14 protein-coding genes are annotated in these 14,093 nt (G+C 37.8%); 7 read left to right on the forward strand and 7 right to left on the reverse strand.

Going from position 1 to position 14,093, the window contains the following annotated elements; all coding sequences use genetic code 11:
• The first annotated feature begins 44 nt into the window (after positions 1-44).
• The 4 genes from infC to NDQ75_RS00500 all read left to right on the forward strand — a co-directional run bounded on the left by infC (position 45) and on the right by NDQ75_RS00500 (position 2,619).
• The gene (gene infC, locus NDQ75_RS00485) at positions 45-557 is read left to right on the forward strand and encodes a translation initiation factor IF-3 (protein WP_317191292.1); all 513 of its coding nucleotides are present in this window, start codon (positions 45-47) and stop codon (positions 555-557) included.
• Positions 558-659: 102 nt separating this feature from the next.
• Positions 660-857 (forward strand): 50S ribosomal protein L35, encoded by a 198-nt coding sequence (gene rpmI, locus NDQ75_RS00490; RefSeq protein WP_202028811.1) that lies wholly within the window; start codon positions 660-662, stop codon positions 855-857.
• Between the two features lie 116 nt (positions 858-973).
• On the forward strand, positions 974-1,318 hold the full coding sequence (gene rplT / locus NDQ75_RS00495; RefSeq protein WP_202028812.1) for a 50S ribosomal protein L20: 345 nt from the start codon (positions 974-976) through the stop codon (positions 1,316-1,318).
• Positions 1,319-1,809: 491 nt separating this feature from the next.
• Positions 1,810-2,619 carry an HAD family hydrolase gene (locus tag NDQ75_RS00500; protein ID WP_202028813.1) on the forward strand — a complete coding sequence of 270 codons (810 nt, stop codon included), beginning with the start codon at positions 1,810-1,812 and terminating at the stop codon, positions 2,617-2,619.
• A 3-nt stretch (positions 2,620-2,622) separates the two neighbouring features.
• Here NDQ75_RS00500 and NDQ75_RS00505 read toward each other — a convergent pair whose 3' ends face one another.
• The 6 genes from NDQ75_RS00505 to NDQ75_RS00530 all read right to left on the reverse strand — a co-directional run bounded on the left by NDQ75_RS00505 (position 2,623) and on the right by NDQ75_RS00530 (position 10,541).
• On the reverse strand, positions 2,623-3,045 hold the full coding sequence (locus NDQ75_RS00505) for a secondary thiamine-phosphate synthase enzyme YjbQ (RefSeq protein WP_202028814.1): 423 nt from the start codon (positions 3,043-3,045) through the stop codon (positions 2,623-2,625).
• A 202-nt stretch (positions 3,046-3,247) separates the two neighbouring features.
• Positions 3,248-6,742, reverse strand: a complete 3,495-nt coding sequence (locus NDQ75_RS00510) for a glycoside hydrolase family 9 protein (RefSeq protein WP_202028815.1) — start codon at positions 6,740-6,742, stop codon at positions 3,248-3,250.
• Between the two features lie 306 nt (positions 6,743-7,048).
• Positions 7,049-8,266, reverse strand: a complete 1,218-nt coding sequence (locus NDQ75_RS00515; RefSeq protein ID WP_202028816.1) for an asparagine synthetase B — start codon at positions 8,264-8,266, stop codon at positions 7,049-7,051.
• A gap of 117 nt (positions 8,267-8,383) precedes the next feature.
• Positions 8,384-9,655: a phosphoribosylamine--glycine ligase gene (gene purD / locus NDQ75_RS00520; protein ID WP_202028817.1), complete on the reverse strand. Its 1,272-nt coding sequence runs from the start codon at positions 9,653-9,655 to the stop codon at positions 8,384-8,386.
• A gap of 183 nt (positions 9,656-9,838) precedes the next feature.
• Positions 9,839-10,345: a hypothetical protein gene (locus NDQ75_RS00525; RefSeq protein ID WP_202028818.1), complete on the reverse strand. Its 507-nt coding sequence runs from the start codon at positions 10,343-10,345 to the stop codon at positions 9,839-9,841.
• On the reverse strand, positions 10,332-10,541 hold the full coding sequence (locus NDQ75_RS00530) for a P-loop NTPase fold protein (RefSeq protein ID WP_202028819.1): 210 nt from the start codon (positions 10,539-10,541) through the stop codon (positions 10,332-10,334). The genes NDQ75_RS00525 and NDQ75_RS00530 overlap by 14 nt, the downstream gene beginning before the upstream one ends.
• 261 nt (positions 10,542-10,802) lie before the next feature.
• Between NDQ75_RS00530 and NDQ75_RS00535 the strand changes: the two genes are divergently transcribed.
• From NDQ75_RS00535 to NDQ75_RS00545, 3 genes are all read left to right on the forward strand, one after another.
• Positions 10,803-11,063 (forward strand): hypothetical protein, encoded by a 261-nt coding sequence (locus tag NDQ75_RS00535; RefSeq protein ID WP_202028820.1) that lies wholly within the window; start codon positions 10,803-10,805, stop codon positions 11,061-11,063.
• A 143-nt stretch (positions 11,064-11,206) separates the two neighbouring features.
• On the forward strand, positions 11,207-11,707 hold the full coding sequence (locus NDQ75_RS00540; RefSeq protein ID WP_202028821.1) for a hypothetical protein: 501 nt from the start codon (positions 11,207-11,209) through the stop codon (positions 11,705-11,707).
• Positions 11,708-11,733: 26 nt separating this feature from the next.
• Positions 11,734-12,060, forward strand: a complete 327-nt coding sequence (locus tag NDQ75_RS00545) for a DMT family transporter (protein ID WP_202028822.1) — start codon at positions 11,734-11,736, stop codon at positions 12,058-12,060.
• A gap of 50 nt (positions 12,061-12,110) precedes the next feature.
• Here NDQ75_RS00545 and NDQ75_RS00550 read toward each other — a convergent pair whose 3' ends face one another.
• Entirely contained in the window at positions 12,111-14,006 is a 1,896-nt protein-coding gene (locus NDQ75_RS00550) for a beta-N-acetylhexosaminidase (RefSeq protein WP_242513686.1), read from the reverse strand.
• Positions 14,007-14,093: the final 87 nt, after the last annotated feature.

A 14,093-nucleotide genomic window follows, 5' to 3' on the forward strand; every position in this document is an offset into this window, starting at 1 on the left:
CCATAGCAATTAAAAGATTTAACAGAAACGCTCAAAGAAGAGAGATAAAAAACCCACACAGAACCAATAGGGAAATCCGTGTGCCAGAAGTTAGACTGGTAGGGGATAATGTGGAAATGGATGTTTACCCAACCAAAGTAGCTTTAGCAAAAGCTGAAGAACTGGGTTTGGATCTTGTTGAGATTTCACCCAATGCTAAACCCCCTGTTTGTAAGGTAATGGACTATAAAAAGTTCCTTTACGAGCAGAAAAAACGGGAGAAAGCAATGAAGGCGAAAGCCTCTAAAGTAGTTGTAAAAGAGATTCGTTTTGGGCCAAATACAGACGATCATGACTACGAATTCAAAAAGAAACACGCAGAGAAGTTCTTGAAAGAAGGCGCTAAATTAAAAGCCTATGTATTCTTTAAAGGACGCTCGATTGTTTATAAAGATAAAGGAGAAATCCTGTTGCTTCGTTTAGCATCAGAATTGGAAGATATCGGAAAAGTGGAACAAATGCCTAAATTGGAAGGTAAGCGTATGACTATGTTCATCGCTCCTAAGAAAACCAAATAAAGCACAAAGTCAAAAGTACAAAGTTAAAAGTACGAGGTACGAAGTTTTACTATCCAAAGGAATAAAAAAGAATAAGCGAGATAATTAATAAATATTAGGATTATGCCTAAACAGAAAACAAAATCCAGTGCCAAAAAGCGTTTTAAGCTTACAGGAACTGGTAAAATTAAAAGAAAGCACGCTTTTAAAAGTCACATCTTAACAAAGAAGTCTAAAAAGCGTAAGCTAGCCCTTACTCACTCTACCTTAGTAGACAAAGCAGATGAGGGAAGTATCAAAGAACAATTACGTTTAAAGTAATCAGTTCTTTAGGTTCAATTTAAATTGTTTAACCCTGGAGTCAGGCCACACAGAAAGTAAAAAGTTGTGAAACAAAGTGTCGATTTTTCGACCGCCTGCTACAAAAAAGTAAAATTATGCCAAGATCAGTAAATTCAGTAGCTTCACGCGCAAGAAGAAAAAAGGTGATGAAGCAAGCAAAAGGTTACTACGGAAGACGTAAAAACGTTTGGACAGTAGCCAAAAATGCGGTTGAAAAAGCGATGCAATACTCGTACAGAGACCGTAGAAATAAGAAAAGAACGTTCCGCGCTTTGTGGATTACCCGTATTAATGCAGGTGCCAGATTGCACGGTTTGTCTTACTCTCAGTTTATGGGGAAAGTAAAAGCTGCAGATATCGAACTTAACCGTAAGGTTTTAGCCGATTTAGCAATGAACCACCCAGAAGCTTTTAAAGCAATCGTTGAGAAAGTAAAATAAGCTCCCATTTAGTGAGTTAACGTTTAACAATATATTATCCGCTTATAAAAATCCGGTCTTTTTTAAGATCGGATTTTTTTTATACCATTTGTGCTTAGAATTTACTGTAAAAGAAAATGATATTTTTTTCTTTATAGGAATTAGAAAAATAAAGCATAGCCTTAGTTACGGTTTCTTTTTATAATGAACTAGAAAGGAAAAAAAAGTGTTTTATTACGGTAAATTCTAATCATAAGTGGTATTACTTGGGCGTTCCCCAAGTCCGCTATCGCTTCCTCGGGTCGCGCTTTCCGCGCTACACGGTAGCTTGCTGCAATCGCTAACGCAAGGCAGAACCAAGAAACAAGAACAAAGAGCAAAGAACAAAGAACAAAGAATAAGGAAGCGCGAACCAGCACCCAACATCTAAAAGAAAAACAACCTCATCCTAACAAACAATTAACGTCAAATTAGCGTATAAACATTACATTTGCAGCTTATTATTTTTAAATATGGATTTATCTAAAGTAAAATTGGTAGTAACCGATATGGATGGCACCCTGCTTAATAGCAAAGGGGAAGTAAGCAATGATTTTTTTGAATTGTTTAAAAAATTACGCCAAAACAACATCCATTTCGCTGCAGCAAGCGGAAGGCAATACAATAGTATTATCAATAAGCTTAAAACCATTTCTGATGATATCACTGTAATCGCTGAGAATGGCGGACTAGCAAAACAGGGAAATGAGGAATTACTGGTTACCAATTTACCTGCAGAACGCACCGATGAGCTAATTGCCCTACTTCGTGATATTGAGGATGTATTTGTCGTTTTATGCGGCACATCAACCTCTTACATCGAAACGAAAGACAAAGGCTTTATCGATTTTTTTAATGAATTCTACACATCTTATGAATTGGTAGAAGACCTTACCAGTGTTGATAAAAAAGAACTAGTAAAAATCGCGGTGTACCATTTTGAAAGTTCTGAAGATTACATTTATCCTTCCGTAAAGCACCTCGAAGATTCGTTACAAGTAAAAGTATCAGGAAAAAACTGGTTAGACCTTTCGCATCCCAATGCAAATAAAGGGTATGCCTTAAAATTACTTCAGGAGAAATTAGGGGTTACCAAAGAAGAAACAATGGTTTTTGGAGATTATAACAACGATTTGGAAATGCTGGAACTGGCAGATTTTAGCTACGCCATGAAAAATGCTCATCCAAACGTGGTTAAAACAGCAAAATACCAAACAAAAAGCAACGATGAAAACGGAGTTGAATATATCCTTAATCAACTTATCGAAGCGAAAGAAGCGTAACGCTTAATTCCCGAAAGCAGTAATCACCACCTTTCTAGCACCTCCATGATCACGGTGTTCGCAAAGATAGATTCCTTGCCACGTACCTAAGTTCAGGCGCCCATTGGAAATGGGAATTTGGACAGAAGCCCCCATTAAAGATGCTTTTATGTGTGCTGGCATATCGTCGGGTCCTTCATAAGTGTGGATATAGTAAGGCGCATTTTCGGGAACCATTTGGTTCATGTGGCTTTCAAAATCGGTGCGTACGGTAGGATCTGCGTTTTCGTTTACCGTAAGACTGGCAGAGGTATGTTTAATAAAAACCTGTAACTGACCAACAGTAATATTTTTTATTTCGGGAAATGCCCGAAGTATCTCGTCTGTAATGAGGTGAAACCCTCTTTTTTGCGCTTTTAGCCTTATTTCTGTTTGATAAAATTCCATAGAGCAAAGTTGATGTTCTTCTTCAATATTTCCAAATTGAGAATAGCATGATAACGATTATCCTAAATAAAACTCTATTTAAAATAAGAAAGCTGCCCTAAAAATGGGCAGCCTTCAACTTTAAGCAAGCTAACTATCTACTTAAAAAGTCAATTCTGATTGTCAAAACATTGGTGTGTTTGTTTTCCAATCAAAAGATAATTTACTCGATTAAAATTTTGGTGGTATGCTTTTCCCCAGTGGATTGGGAAATAACGGTAACAATATAGATTCCAGGATTCAGTTTACTTACATTCAAGGCCTGTTCTCCGTTTACATTTTCTTGCGAAATTGCTGGTTTTCCACTGAGATCATAAATGGTTACGTGTATTCTATCTTCAGAAGAAATGGTTAAAACACCGTCTTTTACCGGATTTGGATACATAAATATCCCATCGGCAATCGTTTCTTCTTCATTCTCTAATACCAAAACTTCTTCGGTTGTTTCAGAACTGCTTCTTGCGCTGGAAGCATTACAGCTACGCGAACCAAAATCGAAATTACCGTTGGTAAATAGTTTATCTGGAACGCTTTGGCAGCAATCGGAGTTCTCCGTAGCTTCCGTTTCTGTTTGCAATCGGTTTCCGCAGACTTCAATCCAATCAACTGTTAAGTTTTTATCGCTGCAGCCTGTTTCAGGATTATCATTATTCGTAAAGTGAACGGATATACTTCCGCTGGTAAAACCACTGTAAGTATAATTAGCGAAAGAAGTTCCCACATTTTGCCAGGATTTTACTACTTGTCCATTAACACGTAACTCCATATCTTCAATCCCACAATCGCCGGCGGCACGAATTACAATATCTCCACTTGGCGGTGTTACCGTAGCGGGTTCGTAAGACCATCGGGTCCAATCGCCTGTATACGAACTTGGTCGCAATTCTACATCGGAGACCGCGTTCCCGTTTTGTGGACGGATATATTTTTGGGAATCCCTGTTTTTCAAATAAAAATTAGTGTTATCCGGAGACAAAACTTCTATCCACTGAGTTCTAGTTCCGTTTGCAGTGGTGTTTTGAGCTTCCATTAAGGAACCATCACTCGTGGTAATTGGTCTAAAATACTTTCCTGTTTCTATATTCTTCAGAAAGAAATAACCATCGGAAGTTGTTACCTTTTCCCATTTGAAAATATTGGAGTTGTCATTCGCAGCCACCTGAATTTTAGCGCCAACACTGCTATTTTCGGCCCGTAAATATTTCCCTGTCTGCTTATTCTTAATGAAAAATACCGGTGAGCTCGGTTCGGGATCCGGCACGCTATTTTGCAGCGCATAGCTAAATTTATCTGCCTTTAGCCAATTGGCCTTGGCACGAATATTTATGGTATGCGTTCCTGCACTCAAAGACACCGTGTTCGTTAAATTCCCCCAGTACGTATCCAAGTCCAGTGCGGAAATAGAACTATTATCCAACGAGAAACTAGATACATTGCCATTCACTTTTATTTCATATTGTCCCGCCAAATTAGAAGTAGTTCCAGAAGCTTCCCCAACTCGCAAACGAATATCAATTTTATAGTCCCCCGACTGGTTTACGGTAAATGGAAAAGACAGCTCATCGTTTGTGTCAAATAACCTTACATGCACTCCGGCACTAGCATTAGGATTGTAGGTGTCGGGGCCAACGGTATTGTTACTGCCCGCCTCATTCACTACTTGAAAAACATTTTCAATCTCGAATTCCCCGCTGTCATTGTTTCCTGGAGGGTTAGAACCGCCACCAACAGTAGCAACGTAATTTGCTAAGAATTTTATATACCCACTTTGATAGTAAATAGCAGGTTCCACCAAGGCGAAAGGACTTTGATTTTCTACATTGATATATTTGTTTTCATCGGCGAAGGCTTTTAAAGATGGCTGGTTACCTAAGGTAGCACTGCCATATCGAACTCCGTTTAACGTAATAACCGTACTTCCATTGGCTTGTGGATTGGCGCCTCCTGTCATAAACCCAGGAGCAGGCCCCACGATTCCTTGCGATGGGTCTGGCGCACCATCGTATTTATCATCTACGAAAAACCATGTGTGCCACAATTGATCCACACACAACTCTGCACCGTAGCTGTACATATTGGTTAAATAACACAGTCCGAGCGGATTTACCCCATGAAAATAATGTAAGATTCCGTCGGTGGTTTTTTGGTAATTGCTGTGCTGGGAAGTTTCCAGATTGTAATTAATAAAATCATATGTATCGGAACCTTGTCTGGCAATTAAACTGTTACTTCCCCAATTGAGATAAAACGGATTGATTCTGTAAAAATCAGCGTTATCACTAATGGTATGTAGTCCTGGGGACTCAGTGTTCTTTCCTGTTTTCTTGTTTAGAATAGCAGTCTTTGTTGCATTATCGGCATTGGGAAGCGTGGTATAAAACAAAATTGCTTCACTTTGGTTGGACCGATAAATACCCCAATCACCCGAAACAAAAGCCCTTGCCTGGGCATAGTTATTCTTTACAAAATCATTGTATTTAGATTTTCCGGTTACGGCATACAGGTATACAGCTGCGCAAACAGCTTCGGCCACATTCTCTACCAAATAATGATTCCCTGAACCATCGGCATCACCAGCTTCTATTTCGCCGTTGTCGCAAACCGCATCCTTATCTGGTGAGTTACTATAATAATCCCATGATTTTTCAGCTCTTGTAATTAAATCGGAAACATAAGAAGATTGCGATGGAAAATCATCTAGCGCTAGCGCAGCATGTGCCATCATACCTGCGGCTGCCACCGAGGCAACTGGACAAGTTTGCGCATAGTAACGCTCTCTTGTATCAGTACTGGGCGGCGAGATGTAATTAAAATCTTCTTTTATCCCTGCTTTGCTGTGCACACTACCATCGTTTCGATGCATGTTTTTTATCCAATCGATTTCCCATTTAATTTCATCTAAAATATCAGGTAAATCATTGTTGTTTTCAGGAATACGTAGCGTGAAATCATCCCAAAAACCAGGGTGTTGTTCATAGGTAGTCAATAAATTATGAACAGGTTCAAGAGCAAAAGTGATATACTTATTTGGGTCTCCGGCATCAATCCAACCTTTACTTACATTTCTTCTTTCTGAACTGTAGAGGTATTTGGCATTGTTGTCTTGGTTGGCTTTGGTGTACCAAGAGGTATCCGTCCAATCAGCTCCAGAACCGTAAGCAGCCGTTTTGTCTATGCTTACCCTTTGGTAGTAAAACATTTCCACAGCAGCCCGCAACACATCATCATAGACATTGTTACTTATTTCGAAGGTATTGGAGTTTACCGTATTCCCTCCAGTTTCGGTAACCTGAATATAATAATCCCCCGGCGTCTCATAGGAAGAAAAATCAAACCACCAGCCCCTGTCTCCAGAGAGTCCGTGCGTGTTACCTCCATTCCAAACAGTTGCCTTTGCTTGAAATACGGTATTGTTGTTATTGGCATTCTTTAATTTGACATTTACATTGATGTCTAGGTTGATTCCCGCTCCGGAGTTAAACCCATTGACCGCTTTAGCGATAACAGCTATTTTGGTCGCTTCTTCAAAATATCCAAATTGATCTACACGGATGTAGTTCTTTTTGGTGTTAATTGCCTGCCCGAAAGCTAGCAAAGGAATGCACCACATAAGCGCAATTCCAATCAATTTTTTAAAACTGAAAGTAATTTTTTTCATAATAAATAATTTAAGTTTACAGTTAATGATGTTGGTTTCTAGATAAAATAGGTTTTAGTAAGTTTTTGGTGTCTATTTTATCGTAGGGTATGGATTTTTAGTAGTTATTTTATTCTACAAAAATCCTTGGTCATTGTATAGTTAATAAATTTTATCGGGAAAAATTGACATATTATCGATAATTAAAGACTTAATTATCAATATGATAATAGAATGATAAAATAGTATTATTGAAGATTGAATGCTCTATCCTTTTGACTATCAGTTTATTGAAAACAAAGGAGTGGGTGTGTAGAAAATAGTAACTTATGTTTTCTGTTTTTTCTTCTTGGCAGCTGGAAATAGCACATTATTAAGTATAAGGCGATAGCCAGGAGAATTGGGGTGTAAAGAAAGTTCTGTTTTAGGATCACCAACCCTATGTTGATAATCTTCAGGGTCGTGTCCACCGTAAAAAGTAAAAAAACCTTTTCCTTTAATGCCGTGAATGTATCGAGCTTCGCCGTTCACTTTGTTTTCTGCCATCACTAGAACCGTAGGGCGAATAGTATTGGGATCGTAAGCTGTAGTTTGACCCATAAAACCTTTTACCAAAGCTGTATGGTTCTGGCAAAGCATCGTTGGAATTGGATCCCATTTGGCTGAAAACTCCATCAACGTAAAATAATCGGTTTCTTTTTTTACGGAACGTCTCTTCGAAGTCATATCAATAGAAGAAAATTCATATTCCATTGGGTTTCGTTCCAACAAGAAATTCTCAAAAGCAAACGTTTTTGAGAAGTCTATTTTGTTTTGATAGTTAGGTGCGGAAGGGTCGCCATCGAACATGGGTTCGCATATATCCACTCCTTCTGCAGAAAGGGCAATGTCAAAACTATCGGTAGCCGAACACATGGCAAACATAAAGCCACCACCTACTACATAATCTCTAATCTTTAAGGCTACGGCCAGCTTTTCTTCGGATACTTTATCATACCCCAATTCTGCGGCCAGTGCTTCTGCTTCTTTCTTTTCTTGGATATACCAAGGCGTCGCCCTGTAAGCTCCGTAGAATTTCCCATACTGTCCAGTAAAATCTTCGTGATGAAGGTGCAACCAATCATATAACAACAAATCTCCCTGCAATACTTCGCGGTCGTATACAATATCGTAGGGAATTTCAGCATAGGTAAGCACCATAGTTACTGCATCATCCCATGGCAGGTTTCCTTTTGGAGAATACACCGCAATTTTAGGAGCTTTTTCAAGGATAACCGATTCTTGATTTTTGGACGGACTGCTTATTTCCTTTAACATTTGTTCCGTTTTGGAATCGGATATTACTTCAAAAGAAACGCCTCGTATTTGGCACTCTTTTCGTATTTCTTCCGTATCGGGCATTAAAAAAGAGCCGCCACGATAATTCAGCAGCCATTTTACTTTTTCATTTTTACTGAGCACCCAATAAGTAATTCCATAGGCTTTGAGGTGGTCTTTCTGGGTTTCGGCATCCATGGGAACCAGAATATAAGCAGCAAAACCCATGTGCAAATTTATAAACAATAAAAAAAGGAGCAGCCACTTTTTAGGGACATGCTCCTTTGTATATGTAAAATTTGTCTCAATCATATTCCCAAGTCGTAAACTAACTGAAAAATACAATTATAAATCGAAACCTAGGTCTTTTCTGAAGTACATTTTATCAAAACTGATTTTTTCTAAACTAGCATACGATGTTGCCAACGCTTCTTTAAAATCATTTCCATAAGAAGTTACCGCCAACACACGTCCCCCTGATGATAGCACGGTATCGCCCTTCAACTGTGTTCCTGCATGGAAAACTATCGAGTCAGTTACGTTATCAATCCCGGTAATTTCCTTTCCTTTTTCGTATGCTTCAGGATAGCCTCCGGAAACTGCCACAACTGTAGTAGCTGTTCTTTTATCCAGTTCCAACTTAACAGAATCCAGATTACCTTCCGCTACAGCGGTAAGCATGGTTACCATGTCATTTTTAATTCTTGGAATAACCACTTCTGTTTCTGGGTCTCCCATACGCACGTTGTATTCAATAACGTAAGGTTCATTATCCACTTTAATCAAGCCTATGAAAACGAAGCCTTTGTAATTAATTTCATCTTTTTGAAAACCTTCAATAGTAGGCTTAACAATGCGCTCCTCTACTTTTTGCATAAACTCAGCATCAGCAAAAGGAACTGGGGAAATTGCGCCCATACCACCTGTGTTTAGGCCAGTATCTCCTTCTCCAATACGCTTGTAGTCTTTGGCTGTAGGTAACGTGATGTAGTTTTTACCATCCGTAAGTACAAACACACTTAACTCAATACCGCTTAAAAACTCTTCGATAACTACTTTGTTGCTGGCATTACCAAACTTGGCATCCACCAACATGTTTTTAAGCTCCACTTTAGCTTCTTCAAGGTCGTTTATAATCAAAACACCCTTTCCAGCTGCGAGTCCGTCTGCCTTTAAAACGTAAGGCGGATTTAAAGTTTCTAAAAATTCATATCCTGCCTCTAGACTTTTAGCCGTAAAGCTTTGGTACGCCGCCGTTGGAACGTTGTGTCGTGCCATGAACTCTTTGGCAAACTCCTTGCTTCCTTCCAAAATGGCGCCACTCTTATCAGGTCCAATAACGGGAATACTTTTAAGGGCATTATCATTTAAGAAAAAGTCGTGAATACCTTGCACCAAAGGATCTTCTGGGCCTACAACCACCATTTCTATTTTCTCGTCTAATACCAATTTTTTAATTGCAGGAAAATCGGTTACAGAAATAGCTACGTTGGTTGCTATTTTGGCTGTACCCGCATTTCCGGGTGCTACAAACAGCTTTGTAGTTTTTTCACTCTGTGCAATTTTCCAAGTAAATGTGTGCTCTCGGCCTCCAGAACCTAAAATAAGGATGTTCATTTGTATGCAGTTATGTTGAATATTCGGTTAAAATGCCAAAGTTACACCCTGAAAAGGCAAAAACATAATTTTATTGAATGAAAAGTAGGGTTGTTGGGGTTCTCAATTTATTAGAATAATTCAACCTGCAAAGTATAAAGTGATTTCTGATGTAACTGCCAGCTATTTCAGAGAAGTTTTAAACTAGTGATGAGTAGCATTTTTATAAGTCACGATTTTACTTTTTAATAGTTTTTTAATTATTATAAATACGGCTACTATGATTCCTGCGAATAAAGACGTCTTTCTTAAAATTCCATTTACTCCTGATTTTTCAAATATTACAAATGCTATTATTAAAAGAATGAATAAGAAAAATAGCACTTGAACCGACACCCCTTTAAAGCCTATACTTTCTTCTTTCATAAGCTTAAAATCATCTTTTTTTACAACATCTATGAATTCTAGCATCCTTTCGTGTTTACTAAATTCTAGCTTCACAACCCTTAGTCCAACCTTTAAGGTCAATACGTTTCCTATGGAATGGTATTGAATCTCATGAATACTTGCAATTGCAATGAGTTCATCTGATTTGGAATTTTTATTTCGAAACTTAAAATGGTCAACAGACTGATAGAACGTATTGCTAATTAAGATTGAATCATCAATCAAAAGTACATTTTCAAAATTATTAAGTTCAAATCTGCTCATTGTTTAAATATTGTTCCCACATTTTTACAAACGTGGTTTTTCCAGTTCCCCATTTATTATTTATTCGAAGGACAAAACCATAGGTATAAGAATTAACTATGTTTGAAAGAACGTCAGCATATTTTTTTCTGTTAAGTTTACAGTTTTCAAATGGGTTTTCTTCCGTTATATTTATTTGATTATGCTTTATATTCATTTATTATATCCGGTGTTTTTTAAGCTTGCAGCTGACTAGCATAGAAACGCATAGCATTCATAATATCAACTAAAATAAGTATAATTCTTACAAAAGGATATTAAAAAAGACTGGTTTTTAACACTGTTCTTTTCAAGTTGATTTTTTTCCCTTTATTTTTTTCTCTCATACGTAGGAGATAATATTTAAGCGCGAATCAATAAACTATTAGGTCTATCCATCCTCTTTTTTGGCAAAACAACCTTCCTTTTACGTCCTGTCATGATCCGTTTAGGTGTTTTGATCATATTTTTAGGCTTCCCGCTTAAAACTTTAGGTATAAGGGTTAAAACTTTAGGTATGCTCATTAAACGTTTAGGTGATTTACCTAAAAATTTAACGAATAAGGCTAAACGTTTAGGTCAAGAGGCTAAAACTTTAGGCTCGGGACCTAAAAATTTAGGTGTCGAACCTAAAATTTTAGGTGTAACACCTAAAAAAATAACCGTAGTACCTAAAAGTATGGTTAACACAGCTAAATGAATTCATTCTTGGATTAGTACGAGCGAAACCTAGCGTCGGCTGCGAAAAAGTATTCTTAAATTTAGACAACACCAGCGACTGACTAATAACGTATTTGTATATTAGCGATAACAATTCGTATTTACCTCATGAAAATTTTTAATGTGAAATATCTTTTAGTGACCATATCGTTTTTTTCGATACTCAGTTGCTCTTCAACTAGACTGGATAAACCTTCCAAAGAGGCGCTAAAGGCCATTGTGAAACACTCCAGTAACAAAATATATTATGAAAGTATTACTTCGGATATCGGGAAACCTCTAGACACCTTGTTTGAGGAAGAATTAACCGACTTTTACCTTTGCACTCCTACCGTTGAAGACGTCACCGGTAAAATTTCAGTAGAAGAACTGGCATATATTAAAGAAAAGTTTAGGCTGCAAAGTGTGGGTAGAATTGATCGATCAGTTACAGGTTTGCATTCAAAAATGAGTAAAAAGCACTTGCCGCACAAAACCGAAACTATTTCATTTCCTGTGGTTTTTAGAGGGGATTCCATGGCAGTTTATTACTATAGAAATACATATGGCGGCGGCTTTAATTTGCTTCAGAAAAAAAATGACGAATGGCAAATGATTTGCAGCAAATCCGTTTGGGCGGAATAGCCTATTTACAAAAACAATCGTAAACAATGAATTGGATTATTCTAATTATTGCAGGCCTATTTGAGGTTGCTTTTGCCTTTTGCTTAGGCAAGGCCAAAGAAGCTACAGGGAATGAAATGTATATGTGGTATGCAGGCTTTGTTGTTACTCTTTTAATAAGCATGGGGCTACTTATTAAAGCTACCCAAAGTTTACCCATGGGAACTGCCTATGCCGTATGGACAGGAATTGGCGCGGTGGGTACTGTTTTAGTAGGTATTCTAGTATTTAAAGAACCTGCTACGTTTTTACGGTTATTCTTTATTACAACCTTAATTTGTTCCATCATTGGGTTAAAAGCGGTCTCCCATTAAACCAAAATAAAAAGCCTATCTGTAAAAGATAGGCTTGATAGTCTTTAAATTTACTGGTTTAGATATTCTACTAATTCTTCTAATTTCCCTGCGGAATCTGCTAATCCCCCTTCCCTATTTCTTAAAACCCAAACTTTTTTATGGTTTTCTATTAGTTCAGAAAGTTCTTCTGATAATTCTTCTTTTTTACGTGAAGAAATTCCTTCTGTTGCCAAATTCTTAGCGTCGAGTCTAGCCAAACCTAACTCAATACCAAACAATGCCAAACTAGCGGCCTGCTGTAACTCTTGAACAAGGATAGCCGCATCGATAGAAGTTGGCTTTGCTTTTTGAAGATAATTTAACCCTTTCTCAATTTCCTGTTGAGCAGCCAATAACCCTTTTTTATTGAGATGTTTGGTTTGGTAATGCCCCATCATGGTCCATTTATACCTACGAATCATTAAATGAAACGCGTTGGCATTTCCTGCAGGAATATCAGCTTTTAAATAGGCATCTCCTAAGGTTAGCAGTGCTTTGGCAGTATTGCCTGTTGCATCTTTAAATAGATACGTATTGAGCAAAAAGGCAAGATTGTCTGAGGTTTTATCTTTATAATTCCAAGCATAGCTCGCTCCTAACATCAATGTTGGATAACTCACTGATTTAGGTTGAAAATGACCAAAATCCCCCCACTCGGTAAGTAAGAATCCTTTTGCATCATATTTTTGGCCTTCTACAGCAGCGTTTTTAAGGTTGATAAAAGCATTATGGTTCCTCCCAATTTCGGAACGCCATGTGGAAGTTCCTGGACAAACATAAAAATCGATACCTGCCTCATGGAACTTCGCCAAGTTTTCATCAAATGGGTAAGTTGCATCATACCCCCAGACCAATGCTGTCATATTATCCGGTAAATCCTTAATGAGTTCGGGATGGTTCAGAATAATATCACCCCAAAATTGGGTGAGCTTTCCATTTTTATTTATTTCAGCATTTAACTTTTTAAGAAAATCCAAGTACACCTGTCCCTTACCAATTTCGTCGCTAAGCGCCTTGGATTTACCTAATCCTAATTCCACCGTTTCATCACATCCAATATTAACGTATTTACTGGAAAAATTGGGTATCAACTCGGCATATAACTCTTGCATTAATTCAAAAGAGGCAGGATTAGTGGGAGCCAGCGCCGTTCTTTTACGATTCCCCCAAATAGTGTTACAATCGGTTTCACATTCACTTAAATCAAGGTATTCATCATGCTTCAACCAATTTTCCATATGCCCAAAGGAATTTTGATTCGGTACTAAATCAATCCCTTTTTTTACACAATATGCATCGAGCTGTTGTATTTCTTCCGCCGTAAGCGGACTAGCATTCTCCCAAACTACCGAGTGATTTCTATAGGCAAAGGTGTGCTCAATATATAATTGAAATTCATTAAAACGCATAGAAGCCAATTGATCTATAAGCTGGTAAAGGCTGCGCATGGTAGGAACTTTATCTCTACTAACATCGAGCATGTAGCCCCTTTTTTCAAAATTAGCCCAATCTGAAATCTGCACTGTAGGAAGCGCCTTATTTTTAGACTGCGCATATTCTACTAAGTGCAATAAAGTTTGTTTCCCATATAAAAGAGCATTCTTGTTTTTGGCAATGAGATTAACGGAAGACTTTTTAATGTTCAACGCATACGCATCAAAATGAGCCAGACTAGCATCAATTGCAAAATGAACATCAATCACTTCGTTCCCAAGAGTCAACTGCCAAATACCGGCAGAATTCTTTTGAATACTGGTCTGTAAAAAGTTTTTAAAATCCGTTAATTGCAATTGTTTGATGGCAGGGGCATCTTGTTTTATGGTCATTTCCTGCGGAGGGAAAAGCAAATATTTATCAATATCGTTAGCCAGCATATAATTGCTGAAAAACAAGAAAATAAAGACTCTTAAAACATTCAATTTCATACGTTAGGTGTGTTTACAGTTGCGGAAGAAATGCGAATTCGCAATCTTCCCATGGTTTAACTTCAAATCTAGCAATTAATTTTTCTT

Origin of the sequence: Galbibacter mesophilus (assembly GCF_023721415.1) — a bacterium.
Lineage (GTDB): Bacteria > Bacteroidota > Bacteroidia > Flavobacteriales > Flavobacteriaceae > Galbibacter > Galbibacter mesophilus.

Coding starts and splice junctions, on each gene's coding strand:
- rpmI (WP_202028811.1), top strand. CDS start 660: ATGCCTAAACAGAAAACAAAATCCAGTGCCAAAAAGCGTTTTAAGCTT.
- rplT (WP_202028812.1), top strand. CDS start 974: ATGCCAAGATCAGTAAATTCAGTAGCTTCACGCGCAAGAAGAAAAAAG.
- NDQ75_RS00500 (WP_202028813.1), top strand. CDS start 1,810: ATGGATTTATCTAAAGTAAAATTGGTAGTAACCGATATGGATGGCACC.
- NDQ75_RS00505 (WP_202028814.1), bottom strand. CDS start 3,045: ATGGAATTTTATCAAACAGAAATAAGGCTAAAAGCGCAAAAAAGAGGG.
- NDQ75_RS00510 (WP_202028815.1), bottom strand. CDS start 6,742: ATGAAAAAAATTACTTTCAGTTTTAAAAAATTGATTGGAATTGCGCTT.
- NDQ75_RS00515 (WP_202028816.1), bottom strand. CDS start 8,266: ATGGGTTTTGCTGCTTATATTCTGGTTCCCATGGATGCCGAAACCCAG.
- purD (WP_202028817.1), bottom strand. CDS start 9,655: ATGAACATCCTTATTTTAGGTTCTGGAGGCCGAGAGCACACATTTACT.
- NDQ75_RS00525 (WP_202028818.1), bottom strand. CDS start 10,345: ATGAGCAGATTTGAACTTAATAATTTTGAAAATGTACTTTTGATTGAT.
- NDQ75_RS00530 (WP_202028819.1), bottom strand. CDS start 10,541: ATGAATATAAAGCATAATCAAATAAATATAACGGAAGAAAACCCATTT.
- NDQ75_RS00535 (WP_202028820.1), top strand. CDS start 10,803: ATGATCCGTTTAGGTGTTTTGATCATATTTTTAGGCTTCCCGCTTAAA.
- NDQ75_RS00545 (WP_202028822.1), top strand. CDS start 11,734: ATGAATTGGATTATTCTAATTATTGCAGGCCTATTTGAGGTTGCTTTT.
- NDQ75_RS00550 (WP_242513686.1), bottom strand. CDS start 14,006: ATGAAATTGAATGTTTTAAGAGTCTTTATTTTCTTGTTTTTCAGCAAT.